Source organism: Litoribacterium kuwaitense, assembly GCF_011058155.1.
Taxonomy (GTDB): domain Bacteria; phylum Bacillota; class Bacilli; order Bacillales; family DSM-28697; genus Litoribacterium; species Litoribacterium kuwaitense.
In genome coordinates, this window is the sequence record NZ_JAALFC010000002.1 from 143,447 (window position 1) to 165,974 (window position 22,528).

Consider the following 22,528-nt stretch of genomic DNA (forward strand, 5'->3'; position numbering starts at 1 on the left):
CTATCGGTCGAAGTGTATTTTCAACAAGATATAAGGTTAAAGCGCAACCTTACATTGGGCTTTGTTTTTGAATTAATACTTCATAATTTTCATTGTGTTTTTCAATGACACTATGTTTCGGTGCACGCGACATTGCGATCAGATAGGCATAGTCCGTTGTGCTTAACCCAATATTTAAAGCGGCCGCCATGCTAATAAAGTGGGCATATTGCGGGAAAAGCAAAATCAAGCTAAACAATATCGGTGTTCCAATAAAGGTTGGTGCCCATAAGGAAGAGACCATTAAGGGTTTAGTGATTTGTCGCGGATACTTCATTTGAACTACCGGAAAGCGATGAACCCATTGAATACAGACGCCGGCTTTTTGTTTAGCAAAGCGAAACGGCAAATAGTGGAGCACGACATGCAACGGTTGTGTCAAAAGAAGTGCGGCGAATAGAACGAGCGCATCATCCTGCGGTGGAACGTTGATCAGCAAATCAATGGGGAGATACAGCAAAATAAAAGCAAAAATAGTCGTTACACTAGCTAATAACCGCAATCGCTTGCTGCCAAACTCATGTTCAAGGTTAATACTTTTCCAGCAATTCATCATGTTCACCACCCATAAAAAGAAGTCTCATTTAGATAGAACCCTTGATAATGTAGCGTGTTTAACTGGTTTTTACAACCCTTTTTTTAAAACAATATGAATCTGATATTAAATGTTTACAATCGTGTTAAATAACCTGAAAAAACTCGACATGTTGTTTGGGAATGAACCGCATCCTTTCACTAGTGAACGAACATTTTACACCCTAATCATTTGCAATTCGGAGAGGGGCATAAAAAAATGCAGACAAAGTCGTTTTAGACTTTATCTGCACTCCGTTTACGGTTAAACACCTGCCTGTTTCACACCCTTGACTTTAAGTGACTGTGGCCGGCGTTGAACGGTTTAAATGATGAGTTTGCAAAGATGCTTCAAATATACGCATAAAATCATCACCATAAATTTCTCGGACGATGCTGACAATTTCAATCAGCTCGGGATGTTTACCATATACGTTGCGAAGAGGTTCGGCACCAGTGTAAATCGCAAACTCATTCGGGTTAAAAGCATGCATCGTTTCTTCAAAGAGTGAAGCACCTTGCTCGGTTAATTGAATGTACGTATTTCGCTTATCATTTTCTTTTTTTGAGAATGATAAATACCCTCGATTTTCTAGTTTTTTAGAAAAATTAAATGCGGTGGACACATGCATCACGCCAAAGTTGGCAATTTCAGATATCGAAGCACCGTCCAAATGATAGGTAACCCAAAGAATATGGTGTTCATTTATATTGAGCTGAAAAGGCTTTAGCCAAGCTTGCCAATCTTTTTCAACCGACTTCCATAAGGCTTTGCTTAATTGCGCTACCCGATGGCTGAACAATAGCGCTTCTGTAACGTTGGTTTTTTCTATTTCTTTCATTAGTCCGCCTCGAGCCCCCCTCATCTTTATATACTATTATGCCACAAAAATAAAAAAGTTAAAGAGGAGATGAATAAAAATTCATTATTTTTCATCTCATCATCGCGTTAAGGCGTGGGAACAGAAACGTATTGTGTAAATATAGGGTGCGGGAACCGATATTTGCTAATGAAAGTTAAAGCATCACATCATTTGCATGTTAATTAATATTCATGAATAATCAATTCGGCGATATCGATTGTATTATTTTGATGAGATTGCTTAGCAGGTAGGCTAAATGTGGAGAGAGTAAGTATGTGATTTGCTATGACTTCGTCATCCCGTGATCTAAATCCTCGATAAGCTTACGAGTCACTTTTAAAAAATGTGCCAATGTCTTAACTTGACAATCTAAATCAGAGTAATGACCATGCTTTTGAATTTGTATGAGGCTTTCCTGCTGTTTTTTTATATGCGACAATAATGGGTCTGTCATCCCATGTTTAAACTGTTTGTATAAGTCCTGTTCGGGAATGAAGTGGTCTTTTCTCGACCCTTTCACCCAGACTTTTTGGACCATATTCATATGGGCGAGCGTTCTTAAATTTTTATTGACGGTCGTTTTACTCATTCCGAGAGAAAAACTAAGGTCATCAGTCGATTTTGGTTCTTGATCTATATATAGACGACTAAGTACCCTTGCTTCAGAAGTAGTAAGTCCATAAATTTGAATCCATTGTGTGTATACTTGAAACAATTCTGAGGCAGTTTTCTTTTCCATGATAAGCCTCCTATATTATTCGTCTATTGATAAAAAATAAATGATAAGGATTTAGAACATATTGATTTTGCTGAAATTAGTAAATGGTGTGACGTATGTCCCTTATTATGTTACAGAACAAAGTGACAAGGTGAAAGGCAGGTTTTTATAAGGATTTAGGAGGGATTTGCCGAAAATAGGAGCATGACGATGTATATTTTGTACAGTTTAAACTGAACAAAAAATTAAGACTGTGAGTACTAATTATACTGTTTGATATAAACAAGTTCAGCCTGTATAGTTTGTAGAGTGTAAGACAATGAAAAAAGGAGTTAGGGTCAATTGAATAATTGTGACTATTTCGATCGCTATATGATTTATTGGCGGCGTCGAAGCAAATACCTTAATGGTTTTAAGAAAAGTGAGGTGGCATGAATGCCGAAAATTAAGGTGGAAAAATTGACGAAGGTGTTTGGCAAACACCCGAAGCAAGCCATTGAGCTTCTCGAACAAGAGAAGAATAAAGATGAGATTTTGCAGGCAACGGGTATGACCGTCGGTGTCAACCAAGCAACGTTCGATGTAGAAGCTGGGGAAGTTTTTGTCATTATGGGCCTGTCCGGTAGTGGTAAATCAACGTTAATACGATTAATCAATCGTTTGATTGAACCGACGATGGGCAGCATTTTGATTGATAATGACGACTTATCAAAAATGAACAAGGCTGAACTTCGGGAGACGAGAAGGAAAAAGCTTGGAATGGTTTTTCAAAAATTCGCTCTCTTCCCTCATAAGACAATATTGGCGAATGCCGAATATGGGCTCGAAATCCAAGGGCTGCCAAAGCAGGAACGTGAAGAAAAAGCGAAAAACGCTCTTGATTTGGTTGGTCTTGGCGCCTACTTAGAAAAATATCCTGACGAGTTATCGGGAGGAATGCAGCAGCGTGTAGGGTTAGCACGTGCTTTAGCGAATGACCCTGATGTCCTCTTAATGGATGAGGCTTTCTCGGCACTTGACCCCCTCATTCGGAAGGATATGCAAGATGAATTGCTCGATTTACAGCAAAAGATGCAAAAAACGATCGTGTTTATTACTCATGACTTAGATGAGGCGCTGCGTATTGGTGATCGAATTGCATTAATGAAGGACGGTTCGATTGTACAAATTGGAACGCCAGAAGAAATTATGATGTCTCCAGCTAACGATTATGTAGAACGATTTGTAGAAGATGTAGATCGTTCAAAAGTATTTACAGCAGAACACGTCATGAAGAGACCAGAGACGATTAACGGAGAAAAAGCAGGTCCGCGTGTCGCTCTACAGCGTATTCGCGAAGCGGGGATTTCCAGTATTTTTGTGACGAATAATCAAAGACAACTCATGGGGTATGTCACAGCAGAGGATGCTGCGAGAGGTGTGCAGAACAACCTTACGCTAAAAGAGATTCTCTCGACCGATGCGCCGGTTGTCGCTCCAGATACATCATTAAATGAACTGTTTGAAACGATTTATGATTCGCCAGTACCGTTAGCGGTCGTTCGCGATGACAAATTGATCGGAATCGTGATTCGTGGCGCCGTACTGGCTGCCCTGGCAGGAAGTGAGGTGGGAGAAGATGACGGAATGGATACCGCAGCTTCCTCTGGCTGAATGGATTAAAGCGATTGTTGAGTGGGCTGAAGACAATCTAGATTTTATTTTCAGTCCGATTGACTCGACATTAGACGTGACAACGACAGCTCTTATCGATTTATTAAATTGGATGCCGGCATGGCTCGTTATTATCCTATTCATGGCGATCGCTTATTTCGCGGGAAATAAACGTGGTTTTGGACTCCCGGTATTTATACTAGTCGGCATGGTATTCATCATTAGTATTGGCTATTGGGAAAATATGCTGTCAACATTAGCACTCGTGCTCGTCACGACTTTCATCTCAATTTTGATCGGTATTCCTCTTGGCATATTGATGTCTGGCAGTGAGTCAGTGCAGCGTGTCTTCACCCCGATTCTTGACTTTATGCAGACGATGCCCGCCTTTGTTTATTTAATTCCTGCTGTGACCTTTTTTGGCATCGGAATGGTTCCTGGTATTGTCGCCTCGGTGATATTCGCAATGCCACCGACGGTCCGGCTGACAAATCTCGGTATTCGAGGTGTTTCTACAGAGCTTATTGAAGCATCGGACGCCTTCGGATCGACAGGTGGGCAGAAATTATTTAAAGTACAGCTGCCGATGGCGAGATCAACCATAATGGCAGGAGTTAACCAAACGATCATGCTAGCGCTATCGATGGTTGTTATCGCAGCGATGATTGGGGCTAAAGGTCTCGGACCAGTTGTTTTTGAAGCGGTGACTAGAAACCAGGCTGGCGTCGGCTTTGCCTCTGGATTGGCGATTGTTGTTTTGGCCATTATTTTAGACCGGATTACCCAACAGCTAAATAGTTCCAAACGAGCTTAATCGTTTGAACAATATAATTAAAATTAAAAGGGGAGTTTCATTTGTTTAATGTGAACTGGAAAAAAGTTGGTATGACATTAGGATTATCACTAACACTCGTCGCAGCTGGCTGTGGCGGTGGTGGCGACTCTCAAGAGGAAGCAAGCGGAACAACACCATCATCGTCAGAATCAAGCTCTTCTAGTTCAACTTCCGAGGAAGCAAGCACTACAGAGCAGACGAGTACAAATGTTGCTGAAGAATTGGACTATACAATTACAGGAATTGACCCTGGTGCAGGCGTGATGGCCTCCACACAAACAGCAATTGAAGAATATGGTCTAGAAGACTTTGAAATTCAATCTTCATCAGGTGCAGCGATGACGAAGGCCCTAGAAACAGCAATTGAAAATGAAGAGCCGATCGTCGTAACGGCTTGGCAACCGCACTGGAAATTTACAAAGTTTGATATTAAATATTTAGAAGATCCAAAAGGGGTTTTCGGTGAGGATGAAACGATCCATACGATGGTTCGTAAAGGATTAGAAGAAGATATGCCAAATGCGTATACACTTCTTGATCAGTTTAATTGGACGCTCGATGATATGGGTGAAGTGATGCTCGCTGTTGAGGAAGGAACACCAGTTGAGGAAGCGGCCCGCACGTGGGTAGATGAAAACGAAGAGTTAGTGTCTGAATGGAAAGAAGGCGTAGAAGAAGTTGACGGCAAAGACATTGAGCTTCTTTACGTGACGTGGGTGTCTGAAGTGGCGTCTACGAATGTCGTTAAAACCGTTCTTGAAGACGTAGGTTTCAATGTCACGCTAACATCCTTACAGCCACAGTTCATGTTTAGCGGTCTTGCTGAAGGAGAAGGTGATGGTCTAGTAGCAGCTTGGTTACCTGTAACTCACGGTCAGTATATTGACCAATTCGGCGATGAAATTGTCGACTTAGGTGGTAACTTAGAAGGGGCAAGCATTGGATTAGCGGTTCCTTCTTATATGGATATTGATTCAATTGAAGACTTGATGCCAGCTGAATAACAATTGACCATATAACCTATGAAGAGCAGAGTGCAGATCAAGTCTTTTAAGACTTTGTCTGCACTCTTTTTAGCGGAACAAAAGCAAACAATGTGAGCTTTGAGATGAACAAATGGTGGCTCGAAAATGGATATGAATAGTAATGATTAAGGTCTTCGGCCCTATCGAGCTTTGTTTGCTCTAATGTGGACGAAAGTGAATTTTTGTGTAGCTCGTTAACTGAGCATTACTTTCGCTTAACTTTTATCAGCTTGCTGTCAGTCTAGGCGGGGGATACTCAAATAAGCGAGCAAGCGATACAGTGAAAGGAAGTGTTTTTTTACAGGCTAAAACCCCGTCTGCTCGAGGACGGGGTTTTCATGTTTGTACCTTATGAGTAGGGCTGAGAAGAGGGAGGCTGAGACATTTCCTCCAGCTCTTTCATTGATTTTTCAATAGCAGCAAGCTCTTTTTGGATTTTTTTCTGATGAGGGGCGACGGATTGTCTCCATTCTTCAACACTGACTTGGAGCTCAGCAGCCACATCTTTGATCGATTGCATGCTTTCTTTCGATGTATGCTGAATTTGTTGAGCGAGCTCTCGTGCCTCGTGTTTGATTTCTTCAAGTTGTTCTTTCCAATTTTCCGCAGACCTTCTCGCGTCAAAGCGTAACTGCTTTCCGGATTTAGGTGTATTTAGTAATGTGTAAGCACCTGCGGCGATGCCACCTATTAAAAAGCCTATCGTAAAAGATTTTGTTTTATTACCCATCCAATGTGCTCCTTTCTAACTGTGGTTTTTCTGGAAGTCATTCATAAATTCAGCCAAAGCATCGACTGAAGAAAGCGGTACAGCATTGTAAATAGACGCTCGGCACCCACCCACTGAACGGTGACCGCCAAGGCCGACAAAGCCTTGTTCTTTAGCTTTCTGTAAAAATAACTTTGTTGTATCTTCGTCTTTTAAGGTGAAGGTGACATTCATCATAGACTCACTGCCTGTAGCTGCATGCTTTGTGTAGAACCCATTGCTTTCTTCAATGGCGTTGTAAAGTCGCATAGCCTTTTGCTTATTGACAGCAGCAACTGATTGAACGCCTCCTTGATCTTTTACCCATTGCAGAACTTGCTTTAACATATAAATTGCAAAGGTTGGCGGCGTGTTAAATAAAGACTGTGCTTTCGCGTGTGTTTCGTATTTTAGCATCGTTGGAACTGCTTCGTTCACAGGCATCCAATCTTTACGACGAATGACGACAGTGACGCCTGAAGGACCTAAATTTTTTTGTGCGCCTGCATAGATCATTGCAAATGAACTTACATCGACGGGTCTTGAAAGGATATCACTCGACATGTCACAGATAAGTGGCGCGGTCTGTAAAGTATCTGGAAATCTTTGCCACTGTGTTCCATAGATCGTGTTATTTGATGTTAAGTGGATGTAAGCAGGGCTCTCTGACAGTTGAATTTCCTGTTCTCCTGGAATATAGTTGAACAAGCTATTTTCAGAAGTGGCCGCAATATGGGTATTACCAAAAAGTGTCGCTTCTTTCACAGCTTTTTTAGACCAGGACCCCGTGACAATATAGTCAGCCGTTGCTTCGGAATGTAAGTAGTTCATTGGCAACATCGCAAATTGGAGGCTTGCTCCACCTTGTAAAAAAAGCACTTCATATTCTGCAGGAATGTCCATTAATTCACGCAGTAGATGTTCTGCTTCGTCATGAACTTGTCGATAATCGTCGCTCCGGTGGCTAAGCTCCATGACCGACATACCCGTTGCATTAAAATCCATAAATTCCTGTTGGGCTTTTTGTAAAGCTTCTTTTGGCAGAGCAGCTGGCCCTGCGTTAAAATTGTAGGTAGGTGTACTCATGTGTCCTGTGTCCTTTCTTTACTGCATCGGGGCTTTAACTATTCAATAGTTAGCGGATTACAGCGCCTCTTTAATTGTTTTTGCAATTGTAGCAAGGTCGTTTTGAGTATATTGACTCTCGCTGCTTTTCCAAATCGCTCCAAAGCCGTCCCCTTTTCCGTAGCGGGGAATGAGGTGCAAATGGTAATGAAAGACCGATTGTCCTGCCGATTCACCATTGTTGTTTAAAATGTTTAAACCAATTGGTGAGAATGACTTTTCAATGCCCGATGCGATGGTTGGAACAACTGAGAACAATTGGGCTGCTTCGTCTTTTGGAAGTTCGTAAATATCTTTATGGTGGCTTTTAGGGATAACGAGTGTGTGCCCTTTTGTTACTTGGCTCAAGTCAAGAAACGCAAATACATTTTCGTCCTCATACACTTTTGCAGCAGGCAAATCTCCTTGAATAATTTTGCAAAAAATACACTGATCGCTCATGTAATTACCGTCCTTTCTTTGTCAATGTTCGCTAACTATATTTTATCATAGTTTGCTTTGGATGCCTAAAGCTGTCTTACAATGATGTGAAGGAGAATACGTATGGTCGAAGAGTTCATCGCTAAAGCGAAGGAAAGGATATCTCCGTTTCCGTGTGAAGGGTTCGTCGCAGGGAATGGACCTGTTTCAGCCAAGATATTAATCGTAGGAGAGGCACCTGGGAAAACAGAAATGAAAACAGGGGAGCCGTTTACAGGGAGTTCAGGTCGATTCTTAGATGATTGTTTTGCAATCGCTGGGTTAACAAGAGAAGACATGTTCATCACAAGTGTTGTGAGAAGTCGTCCATACAAAGAAAACGGACAGCGTGACCGTCAAGGGAACTTACCTAACCGTCCGCCGTCAAAAGGAGAAATCATCGCTCATGCACCCTTGTTGGATATGCACGTTCAGTTGATCCAACCAGAAATGATCATCACGCTTGGAAATGTAGCGTTACGCAGGCTGACAGGAATGACGAAGAACATTTCTGCGCTTCATGGTCAGCTGCTTCATGTTCCGCTGTCAATGTATGATGAAAATAGCGGTCATTTCAAGATGGGTAAAAAAAGTTACACGTTACTACCGATGTATCATCCCGCAGCCGCTCTGCATAACCCGGCGCTTAAAGAGCAGATTCAATTAGATTGGAAGCAGGTTAAGTCTCTTAGGGAGAGGAAGTCCGACGCAAAATGAACATTCAAGCTATGAAACTCCATTACGTACGAATGGCCTTGAAAAATCCTTTTGTAACGCATACATCAACTGTTGCGGAAAAGCCCGTCGTCATTGTAGAACTTATCGACCGTGAAGGTAACGCCGGGTATGGAGAGCTTGTCGCTCTACCACACATTTTCTATACTGAGGAATCTGTTGAAAGTGCGGCAGTCGTGTTAAAGAAACATTTGTGGCCTCTTTTCCAAATGGCGTACCAGCAAGGAACCGTGCAGCACCCGACAGACGTGACTACTATTTTTTCTGGTGTAAAGCGCAATAAAATGGCGATTGCTGCGTTGGAAGGAGCAGTGTGGGATCTTTATGCGAAGCAACAGCAGACGTCACTTTCAGCATGCTTAGGAGGAGAACGCTCTAAAGTGAGTGTTGGTGTAGCCATTGGTCAAAAACAAACGACACGTGAGCTGTTACAAGAGATCGAGAAAAAAATGGCAGACGGTTATCATCGTGTGAAGTTAAAAATTTCTCCAGGGGCTGACATTGAGATCATTCGCGCGGTTAGAGAATCTTTCCCCAGCCTTCCACTTATGGCCGACGCCAATTCTGCATATACGTGGAAGGACAAAGACCGGCTCAGACAGCTGGATGACTATCAATTGATGATGATTGAGCAGCCTTTTGCTCATGATGATCTTTTGAGTCATGCCAGACTTCAGGAAGTCATCGATACCCCTGTCTGCCTCGATGAAAGTATTGTAACACTTCACGATGTAGACTTAGCGATAACACTCCGCAGTTTCAAAGTATTGAATATTAAAATTGGTCGTGTTGGAGGACTTACCCAAGCGAAGCAAATGATTGAGCGGTGCGCAAGAGAGAACATTGAAGTTTGGTGTGGGGGGATGTTGGAAGCAGGCGTTGGCAGAGCACATAACGTAGCATTGGCGTCCATTAGCGGCGTAACACTTCCAGGTGATTTAGGAAGTTCTTCGCATTATTGGACAGAAGATATTATTGCTCCTGAAATTGTTGTACAGCAAGGATTTGTCGAGGTTCCGAATGATCGGTATGGGATTGGTTTTCAACTCAATCAAGCCAATTTGGAAAAAAAGCGCGAGGCGGTGGACGTTTTTAAGGTGATGGGTGAATAACGGCGGCTTATAAGGGAGAAAAGTTAGTTTGACAGTCATTTTTATCAGCCTAAATTGACATCGCTTGTTCATCTAAGCGCCAAAATGAGTCAAGCCTTTTCATGAGAGGAAGAGCGACGGAAAAAAGCGTTTCCGCAGACTGAGACAACGTCATTTTGAGACGTTGTCTATATTATTGCAGTAACCTCGTCTGATCCTGCGAAGGCTTTTTAGGCAAAATCAGCATTAATCCATTGTTATCGTAAATGGCTTCCGTGAGACCTGGTAATATATCGTCAAAGTAAAATACTTTTTGCCATTGTTCATCTTCTAAAGTAGGGTGTACGCACGTTGCGCTCAAAGTAATCGTATGCGCATCGACGTTCACAGATATTTCATGGAATTCTTCGTCTATATCAATTTCAATGACGTACGCGTCCTTCGTATCAAGCACACTGGTTTTTTGTGTAGAAGGACCTTGCGGTGTTTGAATATTTGTTTCTATTTGACCGAGCCCTCCCTCAGTCTGATTGCGATCTGCAGACTTTATCAAACGATGACCCACAATCATTTCCCCCTTTGTTATCTTTTAAGCAAGTGTACCTAAACTTTCTATGATCATCAATCCAGGAAATTCCATGTTGTGCGACCTTTTTCGTTATTAAAATCATGATAAGTAAAAAAATAGAATAAAAATCTAAATTGATATGGTATGATTAAACGTAGTCTATAAAAGATATGTGTTGATACATAACAAAAATGATGAGCTTCCTTTCTTACTTTAATCAAGTGAGAGCTGTTGTTGAAAATAATGTGGGGGGGACAGGTAAATGAGAAAGATATGGAAAACGAAGCTTTTCTTAAAATATTTTCTTTCGTATCTTGTGATATTTCTCGTGCCGTTTCTTGTCATGGGGAGCTCACTATATAAGCAGTCGGTCATTGAGTTAAAGTCTACGATTGAGAATTCAAATGTTGATAAACTAAAGCAACTGCAAATGTTTGTCGACTCTCGTGTTGAAGAACTAAGAGAAATATCAACACAAATTGCTTATGACCAACGATTGACCCCATATATGGTCAATCACTCATATTATGGCCTTGAAGCAAGGGAAGAGCTAGAAAAGTATAGAGTAAACAGCTCGATGATTAAAGAGATTTTTTTGTATTATCCAAATCAAAACAAAATTTTTTCATCCAAAGGGATGAACTCGTTAGACGTTTTTTTTCAAAGGTCGTACCTTTTTTCAAGTTGGAATGCCAATATTTTTGAGTCGCAAATGAAAGCGCTTAATAAGCCGACTGTTCTTTCTGATGCGGCCCGTGAAGTTTATCAGCCAAATAACAGCATGATGGCATTCCTCTATCCAATACCGCCAAACACACCTTCAAAGCACGGTGTTGTCATGTACTTTGTGAATCAGCATCACATCACCCAAAGTATGGATGATGTGCTTGGAGAGCTTGAAGGAACGGTCATCATTACAGATGGGGATGGGAACGTGCTGTCTGAAGTGAATCGCGGGATGGAAAACGGGTATCTTGATACCGTGTTGCAGCCTATGCTGGCGACTAATACTGGCGTCGTTACAACACAACTTTTTGATGAATCGTATTCTGTCATGAAGGTGAAGACGCCAGGGACGGAGTGGTCATATATGACTGCAATTCCAGAGAAATCTTTTTTCAGCGGACTTGATACTTTGAAATGGTCACTGTTATTACAAGGGCTTGGGTTAGTGCTAGTTGGCATGCTGGCTTCATTTTTGCTGTCTCTTAGAAATTATAAGCCTGTTGGTCATTTAACAAATCTTGTTCAGCAAAAACTTGTACGTCCGATGCGTCATTCACATAAAAATGAGCTTTCCAGACTTGCTGAGATGATCGAATGGGTGTTTGATGAAAAGGATATGTTGACAAAGCAATATGACAAACAAGAACCCTTTGTATTACAGCAATGTTTTTTGGAGCTTCTAAAAGGGGATCATGCCGATAAAGAACAAACCTTAGAGATTCTTAAGCAGCATGGCATAGAATTGGACGGAGAAGGCTTTTTTGTAATGATCGTTTCAGCCCATGATAAAGAAATTGATCCGCTACTTCGAGGGCCATTGAAGCATATTCAATTGGAGAAGGCGTTTGCTTACGCTGTGGAGCTTGTTCACGACCAATGTGTTGCTTACATGGTACAGCTTCATAAACAAGACAAAGGTCTGCAGCAGGAGGTCGTTTCTAATATCCAACAGGCTCTGATGGACGGGTGGACTGAAGCGCCAGTGATTGGTATTGGAAATACACATGCAGCTGTTGAGGACTTTAATTCATCTTTTATTGAAGCGATGAGTGCTTTAGATTATGGACAAGTGACAGGGGAGCAGATTGTCTTTTTCAAAGAAATGGGACGAAATTCAAAGCTCGATCTTTGGTACTCAAAAGAGTATCATGTGAAGCTTAGTCAAAGTATTGCAGCAGGGGAAAGTCAGGTGGCGAGTAAGGTCTTAACGGAAATGTTTACCCATTTGCGGACATCCCAGTTAGATCCAGCATTAATTAAGTGCATGTACTATGATGTCATTAACCTCGTATTAAGGACTGCTCATGAACAAGGGATTGCGATGCAAACATCTGTAAACGAGCTTACTTCATTACAAAATATTGATGAACTTGAATCTGCTCTGCAAGAATATACAGTGCAGCTATGTCAAATCGTCCGCTCAACACTGCATGAGAAAAAGGAAGAAGACTTGAAGCGAGTGATGGATTTTATAGATGCGAATTATTGTGACCATAGCTTAAGCTTAGACAAAGTCGGCAGTGTCTTTCAATTAACGGAAACAAACATTAGTCGACTGATTAAAGAATGGACAGGAACGACCTTTACTACGTATATATGGGAGCTTCGTTTAGAAAAGGCGAAGGAACTACTGATATCGACCGATTTGTCAGTGAAAGACATTGTCAAAGAAGTGGGCTACGTCGATGTCGCCAACTTTTCAAGGAAGTTTAAAAAGACAACAGATCTGACACCAGGGCAATTTCGCAGACAAATGCAATTGTCTAAAACGACGACACATCCATAGTGACCTTAGTGATCGTTATCACATGAAATGTGAAACTGCCTGTCTATCAACTAAATTTCTTCACATTCATTTTCCCTTTCTAGAAATAGAGAGGGATTTTTTTACGTGGAAAAGCATCTTGTGTAGACAGTAACCAAATGTTTCAACGCGATGGTTTCTTTAAGAAGCTTCTTGTCAACGGCGGGGTGTACAAGCAGGCAAATGCTTGTAGGACAAGGGAGTTGTTTATATGTTGTCTAAAAATACAGTGTAACAATAGTGACAATTACACACTACTGAAAGCCCTTACAGGGACAACTTACAGACGGCAATTGTCCTAAACAAGCGCTGGAGAATGCACATATTTACGAAAGTGTGACAATTGCATACTATTGGATTAACACGTCGCAAACGTTGGCGTCATCATTACCTTAATTAAAGAAAGGAGGAATGGATATGGCGTCTGGATCTACATCTAATTCACAGACAAGCTCGTCCACATCCAGTGAACTCTCGGCAGACATTATGAAAAGAAATCGGAAGAGTAGATGGAAAATGGCATTACAAAGTTGGGAATTGTACATCTTTATCTTACCTGCTTTTCTCTATTTCTTAATATTTCACTACTTTCCTATGTACGGCGTACTCATTGCTTTTAAAAACTACGTACCTACGCAAGGGGTGTGGGGAAGTGAATGGGTCGGCTTCCAGCATTTTATAGACTTCTTTAATTCTTATTACTTCTGGGACCTCATTCGAAATACAATCGGGATTAGTTTATACTCCTTAGCGGTGGGCTTTCCATTACCAATCTTGCTAGCGCTTTCATTTAACGAATTGAAAGACACGATATTTAAAAGAACGGTACAAACGGTGACTTATGCACCTCACTTTATTTCCGTCGTTGTTATGTCAGGGATGATTATCGCCTTTCTATCGCCATCGACCGGAATGATTAATCACTTTTTAGGATTGTTTGGCATTGGGCCGATCAATTTTATGAGTCAACCTGAATGGTTTAAAACGATTTTTGTATTTTCCGATGTTTGGCAAAATACAGGTTGGGGGACTATCATCTATTTGGCGGCTCTTGCAGGGGTTGACCCACAACGACATGAAGCAGCGATTGTCGATGGTGCGACGCGCCTGCAGCGAATCTGGCACATTAATATTCCTGCCATCGCTCCTACAATGGTCATCCTCTTAATTTTAAATACAGGAAACTTATTGTCGGTAGGATTTGAGAAAATTCTCTTGCTGCAAAACCCTTTGAATATGGAAACGTCTGATGTCATTGCCACATTCGTTTACCGGGTTGGTTTATTAGATGCACAATACAGCTTCTCCGCGGCAGTCGGGCTCTTCAATGCTCTTATTAATGCTGCTTTATTGATAGCAGTCAACCAGATCTCCAGAAAAGTCAGCGAGACGAGCTTATGGTAAAGGGGGATATGATCGTTGAATAATGGAATTCAAGATACGTTCAGAGATAAGATATTTGTCAATTTTAATCGTTTGCTCCTATTCGTCGTTTTGATCATCGTTCTTTACCCTTTGGTGTACATTGTGAGCGCTTCAGTCAGTAATCCGGCAGCTGTAAACTCAGGGGCAATGTGGCTGTTTCCAGTTGATTTCACGTGGGAAGGGTATCAAAGGGTATTTGCGGATGAGCGAATTTGGCTTGGTTATCGAAATACGATCTTTTACACCGTTGTCGGGACATTGATTAACTTAGCGGTGACGTTACCAGCAGCGTATGCACTTGCTCGTAAGGATTTTGTTGGACGCGGTTTTTTCATGGCAATGTTTGTGTTTACAATGTTTTTCAGCGGTGGATTAATTCCGACGTACTTGCTCATTAAAAACCTTGGAATGGTTAACTCACCGCTTGCCCTGCTTTTGCCGAACGCAGCAGCGGTATGGAACATTATTATCTGTCGCACATTTTTCCAAGCGACGATTCCTCAAGAGCTTGAGGAACAAGCAAAGATTGATGGCTGTTCGGTGACAAAAATGTTTTTCAAAATTGTCCTTCCATTGTCTATGCCGATCATTGCTGTGATGGCGCTTTTCTACGGGGTAGGTCATTGGAATAGTTACTTCAATGCTTTAATCTATATTTCAGACCGCGAGTGGTTCCCATTACAGCTCGTACTTCGTCAAATCCTCGTCTTACAAGAGGTTGGGTCAGAAATGTCAGGAGTCGTTGATGGGCAGGCAGCTGCTACGCAAGCCGAAATTGCTAGTATCGTTAAGTACGCTGTCATTATCGTTTCAACGCTACCGATTATTATTATTTATCCGTTTATGCAGCGTTACTTCGTTAAAGGTGTCATGATCGGTTCATTAAAAGGTTAATTGTTTGATCGCAGCTAAGGTAAGATTCAACAGAGAAAAGGGGTATTTCATATTGTGGAAGCGTAATAAGTGGACAGCAGCACCACTGATCTTAGGTGCCGGGTTGATTCTATCAGCATGTGGTGGAAGTGACAGTGGTGGAGAAGCAGCAAAGGAAGTAGCTGTAAATCCGGAGGGTTTTCCGATCGTTGATGAACCAGTTTCGATGAGCATTTTTGGCCCAAGTACGGCGGTTGCAGCGTGGGAAGACATGCAATTCTTTGAGGAAATGGAAAAATTAACGAACGTCCAGTTGGAATTTACGACACCGAATCTGGAAAGCCTTGAAACGCAGAAAAACCTCATGTTTGCCAGCGGTGACTATGAAGATATCTTGTTTGCTTCTAGCTTAACGTTAGAAGAACAAGTCGATTACGGAAACCAAGGTATTCTTATCCCACTCAACGACTTGATCGAGGAGCATGCGCCAAACATTCAAAACATGCTCGATGAGTATCCTGAGGTTGAAAAGGTAATTACCGCTACAGACGGAAACATTTATGCATTGCCGAATGTGAATAAAGGCATTTCTTGGGCGCGTGGACCGCTTTGGTATAACAATGATTGGTTAGAAGCATTAAACGTAGAAGAGTTGCCGAAAACGACAGACGAGCTATATGAGCTTCTGAAACGCTTTAAAACAGAAGACCCGAATGGTAATGGGGAAGCAGATGAAATCCCATTAACGGCATTTAAAATAGAAGATATTCGTCAATGGTTCCTTGGCGCATTTGGCCATTTAGATCCAGGCGTTGAAGTGATCGACGGGGAAGTCATGTTTGGAGCAATGCAGCCAGGTTATAAAGCATATTTAGAGTATATGAATAAGCTGTATAGTGAAGGATTGCTAGATCCAGAGAGCTTCTCACAAACAGGAGATCAGAAAAAAGCCAAAGGCCAAGCCAATCAAATTGGATTGTTTGCTGACTGGTTCCCGCACTTTACGCTTGGCGGTGATGATAGCAGTACAGAAAACCCAATGATGCACCCAGTTACTAGTAACTTCATTGACGAGCCAATGCTCCCTAAGAGTGACGGTATTTCTCCAGGACAATTTGCGATCACATCAGCAAACCCTTATCCTGAAGTAGCCATTCGCTGGGTTGACTATCTGTATTCTAAAGAAGGATCAACCCTTCTGAATATCGGTAAAGAAGGTGTGCTTTGGGAGTGGGAGAATGAAGCTGAGGGAATTCGAACCCATAATGAATTGCCATCTCAATATACGAGTCATGAAGAATGGAGAGGTTCGTTGACACCGGACTTTGGTATCCCTACACCGAAACTTGCCTATCCTGAGATTGATTTAAGCTGGGCTGATAATGAATTTACGAAATTTACGCATGAAGAAACAGCAGAAAAATTTGAGCCATATGCGCAAGTCGCACTGCCACAGATGTTCCTAACGGGTGAAGAGCAAAGTGAAGTCAGTCGAATCCGCGCCGACTTAGATGCTTTCGTAGAACAAATGGAAGCCAAGTTTATCACAGGACAGCGACCTTTATCGGAATGGGACGATTATGTAGCGACGATCGAAGACATGCGCGTTGGCCGTTTGCTTGAAATTTATGAAGGAGCGTACGAACGCTTCAATAGCGCAGGTACAGATTCTGAAGAAGAAAGCGAATAAAGACGTCAAGGACCAGACAGCGCAATACTGTCTCGTCTGGTCCTTGTTCTTTTAGAAAACCCTATGTTTATTTTTAGAGATTGTTAACAGATTTTTCTTCATCTTCCAAAGAAAGGAATTTACATTTACAGAAATATGAAAGCGTTAGCATAAAATGACTTTTAATGGTGTTAAATTGGTTCCATGATCATCTCTTTGCAAGGCATACACTAAAGTTTATTTGACCGTGGAATCACATGAATTGCTCTTTGTGACGGTGCGTAGATTCCTTTGAAGGAGGGGATGCCCGGCTACTATGACATTATTAAAATTAAAGAACATAAATCGATAGGGGGAAATGTAATGTTTAAAAGAAAGAAATGGTCAGCTTTGTCTCTGGTCATTGGTTGTATGATGATCTTAGCGGCTTGTTCTGGAGGAGACAGTGGCTCTAGCGAAGCTTCTTCGGATATAACGGTAAATACGGATGGATTTCCAATTGTTGATGAGCCGATTGAAATGACGATGTTTGGTCCAAACCACGGGTTGGCAGAATGGGAAGATATGCATTTTTCCAAGAGATGGAAAAAATGACGAATTTGCAATTTGATTATACGACGCCAACGTTAGAAAGTGCTGAAACGCAGAAAAACTTGATGTTTGCAAGTGGAGATTATCCAGATGTGATATTTGGAGCCGGTTTAACATTGGAAGAGCAAGTCGATTATGGTGGACAGGAAATCCTTGTACCTTTAAATGACCTTATTGAAGAGCATGCTCCAAACGTGCAAAAAATGCTCGAAGACTATCCTGAAGTTAAAAAAGTCATTACAGCTACAGATGGCAATATTTATGCGCTGCCTCAGGTCAATAAAGGGGGAATCATCTGGGCGCGTGGACCGATGTGGTATAACAACGATTGGTTAGAAGCGTTGAACGTAGAAGAATTGCCAACAACGACAGATGAATTATACGACCTACTCATGCGTTTCAAAACAGAAGATCCAAATGGCAACGGTGAACAAGACGAAATTCCGATGAGTGCGTATACAATGGATGATATTCGTATGTATATGCTCGGTGCATTCGGGCATCGCGCTCAAGGTGTAGAGGTAAAAGATGGCGAAGTGATTTATTCTGGCATTCAGCCTGGATATAAAGCATATCTTGAATATGTAGGTAAGCTTTATGCAGATGGATTGTTAGATGCAGAAACATTCTCTCAGACGGCAGAACAGAAAAAAGCGAAAGGGCAAGCGAATCAAGTGGGTCTATTTGCCGATTGGTATGCATACTTTACCCTCGGTGGAGAGACGAATAGTACAGACGACCCGATGATGCAGCCGGTTAAAAGTGATCTTGTTGACGAGCCGACGCTGCCAATGAGTGAAGGCATTTCAGTTGGTCAGTTTGCGATTACGTCCGCCAATGCTCACCCTGAAGCATCGATGCGTTGGATTGATCATCTGTATACAAAAGAAGGCTCTGTTTTATTAAATATGGGTAAAGAAGGCGTGTTCTGGGAGTGGAAGGATGAAAACCAAGAAGTACGCGTTCATAAAGAGAAACCAGCTGAGCATAAGTCACTTGAAGAATGGCGAGCAACATTAAGCCCTGATTACGGTGTGCCAATGCCAAAACGTGGATATCCTGAAGTAGATTTGAGCTGGGAAGACAATGAATTTACGACGTTTACCTATGAAGAAACAGCTAAAAAGTATGAGCCTTATGCTGAGGTAGCTTTACCACAAATGTTCTTAACGAAAGAAGAACAAAATGAAGTTAGCCGAATTCGTGCCGACTTAGACGCTTATGTTGAGCAAATGGAAGCGAAGTTCATTACTGGACAAACACCGATGTCCGAATGGGATAGCTACGTTGAAACGGTGAAAAGTATGAACGTTGATCGTCTCATCGAAATTTATTCAAGTGCATACGAAAGACATAATTCAGCAGAGTAAAGACAGCAGCGCTGCTCCAAAGAGGGGCAGCGTCTTTCACATGAGATAATGTCATCATCTGTCTTATCTTTCGATTTTTCTTTTTATTCTGATATAAAAACAAATAAATATAATGAATCATTGAGGAGGATTTAAATGAACAAAATCAGTAGAGGATTATTATTTTTTATGATGATGTCTGTCGCTATGCTCGTTGCTTGCAGTGAAAGTGAAAGTACTGTTAGTGAGAAAAGCAAAGAAAACGCCATCAACAAAGAGGGGTTTCCAATTGTGGATGAGCCGATTGAAATGACGATGTTCGGCCCGAACCACGGATTGGCTGAATGGGAAGATATGCTTTTTTCCAAGAGATGGAGGAAATGACGAATATTCAATTTGATTTTACGACGCCAACGTTAGAGAGTGCTGAAACTCAAAAGAACTTAATGTTTGCGAGTGGTGATTACCCTCATGTGTTATTTGGAGCAAGCCTGACAATGGAAGAGCAAGTCGATTACGGCAGTCAAGAAATCCTCGTTCCATTAAATGATCTCATTGAAGAGCATGCCCCTAATGTACAAAAAATGCTTGAAGAGTATCCTGAGGTAGAAAAAGTTATTACAGCGACGGACGGCAATATTTATGCGCTTCCTCAAATTACTAAAGGTGGAATCATTTGGGCGCGCGGTCCAATGTGGTATAACAACGACTGGCTGGAAGCATTAAATGTTGAAGAGCTACCGACAACGACAGACGAACTGTACGACCTACTCGTACGTTTTAAAACAGAAGACCCAAATGGAAACGGTGAACAAGACGAATTTCCGATAAGTGCCTACACAATGGATGATATTCGTATGTATATGTTAGGAGCGTTTGGGCATCGTGATCAAGGTGTAGAGGTGAAAGATGGCGAAGTGATTTATACGGGTATTGAGCCAGGGTATAAAGCGTATCTTGAGTATGTAAACAAACTTTATTCAGAAGGTTTGCTAGATTCCGAATCATTCTCACAAACCGCTGAACAGAAAAAGGCGAAAGGTCAAGCGAATCAAATTGGTTTATTTTCCGACTGGTTTGCTTACTTTACCCTTGGTGGAGAGCCAAATAGTACAGATGACCCGATGATGCAACCTATCAAAAGTGATCTTGTTGACGAGCCAGTTTTGCCAATGAATGAAGGTATTTCAGTCGGACAGTTTGCCATTACCTCAACGAATCCAAACCCGGAAGCCTCCATGCGATGGATAGATTATCTCTATTCATTAGAAGGGGCAACCTTGGTGAACATGGGTCCGGAAGGTGTATTTTGGGAATGGAAAGACGAGGAAAATGGTGTTCGTGTCCACAATGAAAAACCTGCTGAGCATAAATCGCTAGAGGAATGGAGAGCGACGCTGACCCCGGCGTATGGTGCACCGATGCCAGGACGCTCATTTCCTGAGATTGACTTAAGTTGGGACGATAATGAATTCGCGCAATTTACCCATGAAGAAACTGCTGAGAAATATGAACCTTATGCTGAGGTTGCGCTGCCACAAATGTTTTTAACGAAAGAAGAGCAAAGCGAAGTAAGCCGAATTCGAGCTGACTTAGATGCTTATGTTGAGCAGATGGAAGCCAAATTTATCACCGGGCAAACGTCGATGTCCGAATGGGACAATTATGTAGAAACGGCAAAAAATATGAACGTCGATCGTCTCGTAGAAATTTATTCAACTGCATATGACCGGCATAATTCAGCAGAGTAAAAGACCGTAGCGCTGCTCTAAAAAAGAGCAGCGTCTTTCATATGAAGCTGATTGAGAGAAGTCATTCGCCTTTAGATTTTTCGCTATATTCTGACGAAAAATCTAAAGGTAAGAATGGATGAATCATTAAGGAGGGGTTCAATGAACAAAGCGAAGGTAGGGTTCTTGCTTTCTTTTATGTTGTCTGTCGTTATGCTCGTTGCCTGCAGCGAAAGTGAAAGTAGTGTTAGTGAGAGAAGTAAAGAAATTTCTTTGACCAAAGAAGGGTTTCCGATCGTTGAAGAGCCTGTGACGATGGAGATGTTTGGTCCAAGCACAAGCATCGCTGATTGGGAAGATATGCACTTTTTTAAAGAAATGGAAGAGATCACAAATGTGAAGCTGACGTTTTTAAATCCAAGTTTGGAAAGCCTTGAAACACAGAAAAACCTCATGTTTGCCAGTGGTGATTACTCAGATATATTATTTGGAGCTAGTTTAACACTTGAAGAACAAGTGGATTATGGGAGTCAAGGAATTCTCATTCCTCTCAATGATTTAATTGAAGAACACGCTCCTAACGTGCAAAAGGTCTTGGAAGATTACCCATTGGTCGAACAAGTCATTACAGCAACGGATGGGAACATATATGCTTTACCGAATGTGGATATGGGCATTACATGGGATCGTGGACCAATGTGGTATAACCAAAAATGGCTGGATGCTCTTGAGGTGGAGGGGCTACCTGAGACGACAGATGAATTGTATCAGCTGCTAAAGCGTTTTAAAACGGAAGATCCGAATGGCAATGGAGAAGCTGATGAAATACCGTTAACGGCCTTTAAGATTGAAGATATTCGCCAATGGTTCCTAGGCTTCTTTGGTCATCTCGATCCAGGATTAGAAGTAATTGATGGAGAAGTGATTTTTGGTGCGATTCAACCTGGCTATAAAGCATACCTTGAATACATGAATAAGTTATACGCAGAAGGGCTATTGGACCCAGAAAGCTTTTCGCAAACTGGAGATCAGAAAAAAGCAAAAGGTCAGGCCAACCAAATTGGCTTGTTTGCCGACTGGTCGCCGCATTTTACATTAGGTGGGGAGGCAGAACCGGGTGACCACCCAATGATGCAGCCTGTGAGAAGTGATATCGTTGACGAGCCTCGTTTGCCAAAAAGAGATGGGATTTCACCAGGCCAATTTGCTATCACTTCATCGAATCCTTATCCTGAAGTAGCGATCCGCTGGGTAGACTATTTATATTCTTTAGAAGGAGCGACGCTTGCCAACATCGGGAAAGAAGGGGTGTTTTGGGAATGGAAGGACGAAGAGAAAGGCATTCGTGTCAATAAAGAAACACCAGCACAATATGGCAGCGGGGAAGAGTGGCGTGGCTCATTGACCCCTGACTTTGGCGTGCCAATTCCAAAAAGGGGCTATACAGAAATCGGCTTAAGCTGGGAAGATAGCTCAACGTTTACCCTTGATGAGACAGCGGAAAAATTTGAGCCTTATGCGCAAGTTGCTCTTCCAAAAATGTTTCTTACGAAAGAAGAGCAAAATGAGGTCGGGCGAATTCGAGCTGACTTAGATGCTTACGTTGAGCAAATGGAAGCCAAGTTTATTACCGGGCAAGAACCGCTTTCAAAATGGGATGAATATGTTGATACAGTTAACAAAATGAAAGTTGGTCGATTGATTGAAATTTATGCCGAAGCTTACGAGAAATTTAATACGGCTGAATAATCTTAAAGGCGCTGTAACCTTATCAAAGGTCAGCGCCTTTTTTGGATAAGGTTTACGCAAGGGTTGATACTTTCGTTCAAAAAGACGCCATGATACAATAATAAGAAGACTTATACACAAAAATCTAAGACTTTAAAGATATATTTCCCCATACCCCACTCCCTTTTAAACCACCGATAC

General features: G+C 41.8%; 21 protein-coding genes. 14 read left to right on the forward strand and 7 right to left on the reverse strand.

Annotated elements, in window-relative coordinates:
- Positions 1–49 precede the first annotated feature (49 nt).
- From G4V62_RS02670 to G4V62_RS02680, 3 genes are all read right to left on the reverse strand, one after another.
- Positions 50–592, reverse strand: coding sequence for a DUF3267 domain-containing protein (locus G4V62_RS02670; RefSeq protein WP_165199209.1), 543 nt, complete (start codon positions 590–592; stop codon positions 50–52).
- 316 nt (positions 593–908) lie between these two features.
- Positions 909–1,454, reverse strand: a complete 546-nt coding sequence (locus tag G4V62_RS02675) for an HTH-type transcriptional regulator Hpr (RefSeq protein WP_165199210.1) — start codon at positions 1,452–1,454, stop codon at positions 909–911.
- 304 nt (positions 1,455–1,758) lie between these two features.
- Positions 1,759–2,214 (reverse strand): GbsR/MarR family transcriptional regulator, encoded by a 456-nt coding sequence (locus G4V62_RS02680; protein ID WP_165199211.1) that lies wholly within the window; start codon positions 2,212–2,214, stop codon positions 1,759–1,761.
- A 414-nt stretch (positions 2,215–2,628) separates the two neighbouring features.
- Here G4V62_RS02680 and G4V62_RS02685 point away from each other — a divergent pair, with 414 nt between their 5' ends.
- From G4V62_RS02685 to G4V62_RS02695, 3 genes are read left to right on the forward strand one after another with little or no spacing between them, the layout of a single operon-like run.
- Positions 2,629–3,846, forward strand: a complete 1,218-nt coding sequence (locus tag G4V62_RS02685) for a quaternary amine ABC transporter ATP-binding protein (RefSeq protein ID WP_165199212.1) — start codon at positions 2,629–2,631, stop codon at positions 3,844–3,846.
- Complete coding sequence (locus tag G4V62_RS02690; RefSeq protein ID WP_165199213.1) at positions 3,812–4,660, forward strand: ABC transporter permease; 849 nt, start codon at positions 3,812–3,814, stop codon at positions 4,658–4,660. The genes G4V62_RS02685 and G4V62_RS02690 overlap by 35 nt, the downstream gene beginning before the upstream one ends.
- 50 nt (positions 4,661–4,710) lie before the next feature.
- Positions 4,711–5,685 carry a glycine betaine ABC transporter substrate-binding protein gene (locus G4V62_RS02695; protein WP_312855420.1) on the forward strand — a complete coding sequence of 325 codons (975 nt, stop codon included), beginning with the start codon at positions 4,711–4,713 and terminating at the stop codon, positions 5,683–5,685.
- Between the two features lie 370 nt (positions 5,686–6,055).
- Here the strand turns inward: G4V62_RS02695 and G4V62_RS02700 are convergent, their stop codons facing one another.
- The 3 genes from G4V62_RS02700 to G4V62_RS02710 are packed head-to-tail and all read right to left on the reverse strand — an operon-like array spanning position 6,056 to position 8,020.
- Entirely contained in the window at positions 6,056–6,436 is a 381-nt protein-coding gene (locus G4V62_RS02700; RefSeq protein WP_165199214.1) for a YtxH domain-containing protein, read from the reverse strand.
- Between the two features lie 15 nt (positions 6,437–6,451).
- Positions 6,452–7,540 carry a 3-phosphoserine/phosphohydroxythreonine transaminase gene (serC, locus tag G4V62_RS02705; RefSeq protein WP_165199215.1) on the reverse strand — a complete coding sequence of 363 codons (1,089 nt, stop codon included), beginning with the start codon at positions 7,538–7,540 and terminating at the stop codon, positions 6,452–6,454.
- A 57-nt stretch (positions 7,541–7,597) separates the two neighbouring features.
- Positions 7,598–8,020 (reverse strand): HIT family protein, encoded by a 423-nt coding sequence (locus G4V62_RS02710; RefSeq protein ID WP_165199216.1) that lies wholly within the window; start codon positions 8,018–8,020, stop codon positions 7,598–7,600.
- 102 nt (positions 8,021–8,122) lie between these two features.
- Here G4V62_RS02710 and G4V62_RS02715 point away from each other — a divergent pair, with 102 nt between their 5' ends.
- Together G4V62_RS02715 and menC are read left to right on the forward strand one after the other, a co-directional pair.
- On the forward strand, positions 8,123–8,755 hold the full coding sequence (locus tag G4V62_RS02715; protein ID WP_165199217.1) for a uracil-DNA glycosylase: 633 nt from the start codon (positions 8,123–8,125) through the stop codon (positions 8,753–8,755).
- On the forward strand, positions 8,752–9,885 hold the full coding sequence (gene menC / locus G4V62_RS02720; protein WP_165199218.1) for an o-succinylbenzoate synthase: 1,134 nt from the start codon (positions 8,752–8,754) through the stop codon (positions 9,883–9,885). The genes G4V62_RS02715 and menC overlap by 4 nt, the downstream gene beginning before the upstream one ends.
- Positions 9,886–10,057: 172 nt before the next feature.
- Here the strand turns inward: menC and G4V62_RS02725 are convergent, their stop codons facing one another.
- Complete coding sequence (locus G4V62_RS02725; RefSeq protein WP_165199219.1) at positions 10,058–10,429, reverse strand: Hsp20/alpha crystallin family protein; 372 nt, start codon at positions 10,427–10,429, stop codon at positions 10,058–10,060.
- Positions 10,430–10,694: 265 nt separating this feature from the next.
- On the opposite strand from G4V62_RS02725, the gene G4V62_RS02730 reads away from it, so the two are divergent.
- The 9 genes from G4V62_RS02730 to G4V62_RS02770 all read left to right on the forward strand — a co-directional run bounded on the left by G4V62_RS02730 (position 10,695) and on the right by G4V62_RS02770 (position 22,348).
- Positions 10,695–12,944, forward strand: a complete 2,250-nt coding sequence (locus G4V62_RS02730; RefSeq protein ID WP_165199220.1) for a helix-turn-helix domain-containing protein — start codon at positions 10,695–10,697, stop codon at positions 12,942–12,944.
- A 504-nt stretch (positions 12,945–13,448) separates the two neighbouring features.
- Entirely contained in the window at positions 13,449–14,366 is a 918-nt protein-coding gene (locus G4V62_RS02735; RefSeq protein WP_246218224.1) for an ABC transporter permease, read from the forward strand.
- A gap of 15 nt (positions 14,367–14,381) precedes the next feature.
- On the forward strand, positions 14,382–15,281 hold the full coding sequence (locus G4V62_RS02740; protein WP_165199222.1) for a carbohydrate ABC transporter permease: 900 nt from the start codon (positions 14,382–14,384) through the stop codon (positions 15,279–15,281).
- Positions 15,282–15,333: 52 nt separating this feature from the next.
- Positions 15,334–16,950, forward strand: coding sequence for an extracellular solute-binding protein (locus G4V62_RS02745; RefSeq protein WP_212508641.1), 1,617 nt, complete (start codon positions 15,334–15,336; stop codon positions 16,948–16,950).
- Positions 16,951–17,292: 342 nt separating this feature from the next.
- A complete protein-coding gene (locus tag G4V62_RS02750; RefSeq protein WP_165199223.1) occupies positions 17,293–17,523 on the forward strand; it encodes a hypothetical protein in 231 nt (76 codons plus the stop codon).
- Entirely contained in the window at positions 17,520–18,890 is a 1,371-nt protein-coding gene (locus G4V62_RS02755) for a type 2 periplasmic-binding domain-containing protein (RefSeq protein ID WP_165199224.1), read from the forward strand. The genes G4V62_RS02750 and G4V62_RS02755 overlap by 4 nt, the downstream gene beginning before the upstream one ends.
- Before the next feature lie 135 nt (positions 18,891–19,025).
- Positions 19,026–19,253, forward strand: coding sequence for a hypothetical protein (locus G4V62_RS02760; RefSeq protein WP_165199225.1), 228 nt, complete (start codon positions 19,026–19,028; stop codon positions 19,251–19,253).
- Positions 19,250–20,620 carry an extracellular solute-binding protein gene (locus G4V62_RS02765; protein ID WP_165199226.1) on the forward strand — a complete coding sequence of 457 codons (1,371 nt, stop codon included), beginning with the start codon at positions 19,250–19,252 and terminating at the stop codon, positions 20,618–20,620. Before G4V62_RS02760 ends, G4V62_RS02765 begins: the two co-directional genes overlap by 4 nt.
- 141 nt (positions 20,621–20,761) lie before the next feature.
- The gene (locus G4V62_RS02770; RefSeq protein WP_165199227.1) at positions 20,762–22,348 is read left to right on the forward strand and encodes an extracellular solute-binding protein; all 1,587 of its coding nucleotides are present in this window, start codon (positions 20,762–20,764) and stop codon (positions 22,346–22,348) included.
- Positions 22,349–22,528 lie beyond the last annotated feature (180 nt).

Coding starts and splice junctions, on each gene's coding strand:
- G4V62_RS02730 (WP_165199220.1), top strand. CDS start 10,695: ATGAGAAAGATATGGAAAACGAAGCTTTTCTTAAAATATTTTCTTTCG.
- serC (WP_165199215.1), bottom strand. CDS start 7,540: ATGAGTACACCTACCTACAATTTTAACGCAGGGCCAGCTGCTCTGCCA.
- G4V62_RS02770 (WP_165199227.1), top strand. CDS start 20,762: ATGAACAAAGCGAAGGTAGGGTTCTTGCTTTCTTTTATGTTGTCTGTC.
- G4V62_RS02675 (WP_165199210.1), bottom strand. CDS start 1,454: ATGAAAGAAATAGAAAAAACCAACGTTACAGAAGCGCTATTGTTCAGC.
- G4V62_RS02685 (WP_165199212.1), top strand. CDS start 2,629: ATGCCGAAAATTAAGGTGGAAAAATTGACGAAGGTGTTTGGCAAACAC.
- G4V62_RS02715 (WP_165199217.1), top strand. CDS start 8,123: ATGGTCGAAGAGTTCATCGCTAAAGCGAAGGAAAGGATATCTCCGTTT.
- G4V62_RS02750 (WP_165199223.1), top strand. CDS start 17,293: ATGTTTAAAAGAAAGAAATGGTCAGCTTTGTCTCTGGTCATTGGTTGT.
- G4V62_RS02755 (WP_165199224.1), top strand. CDS start 17,520: ATGACGAATTTGCAATTTGATTATACGACGCCAACGTTAGAAAGTGCT.
- G4V62_RS02690 (WP_165199213.1), top strand. CDS start 3,812: ATGACGGAATGGATACCGCAGCTTCCTCTGGCTGAATGGATTAAAGCG.
- G4V62_RS02765 (WP_165199226.1), top strand. CDS start 19,250: ATGACGAATATTCAATTTGATTTTACGACGCCAACGTTAGAGAGTGCT.
- G4V62_RS02735 (WP_246218224.1), top strand. CDS start 13,449: ATGAAAAGAAATCGGAAGAGTAGATGGAAAATGGCATTACAAAGTTGG.
- G4V62_RS02760 (WP_165199225.1), top strand. CDS start 19,026: ATGAACAAAATCAGTAGAGGATTATTATTTTTTATGATGATGTCTGTC.
- menC (WP_165199218.1), top strand. CDS start 8,752: ATGAACATTCAAGCTATGAAACTCCATTACGTACGAATGGCCTTGAAA.
- G4V62_RS02670 (WP_165199209.1), bottom strand. CDS start 592: ATGAATTGCTGGAAAAGTATTAACCTTGAACATGAGTTTGGCAGCAAG.
- G4V62_RS02700 (WP_165199214.1), bottom strand. CDS start 6,436: ATGGGTAATAAAACAAAATCTTTTACGATAGGCTTTTTAATAGGTGGC.
- G4V62_RS02710 (WP_165199216.1), bottom strand. CDS start 8,020: ATGAGCGATCAGTGTATTTTTTGCAAAATTATTCAAGGAGATTTGCCT.
- G4V62_RS02680 (WP_165199211.1), bottom strand. CDS start 2,214: ATGGAAAAGAAAACTGCCTCAGAATTGTTTCAAGTATACACACAATGG.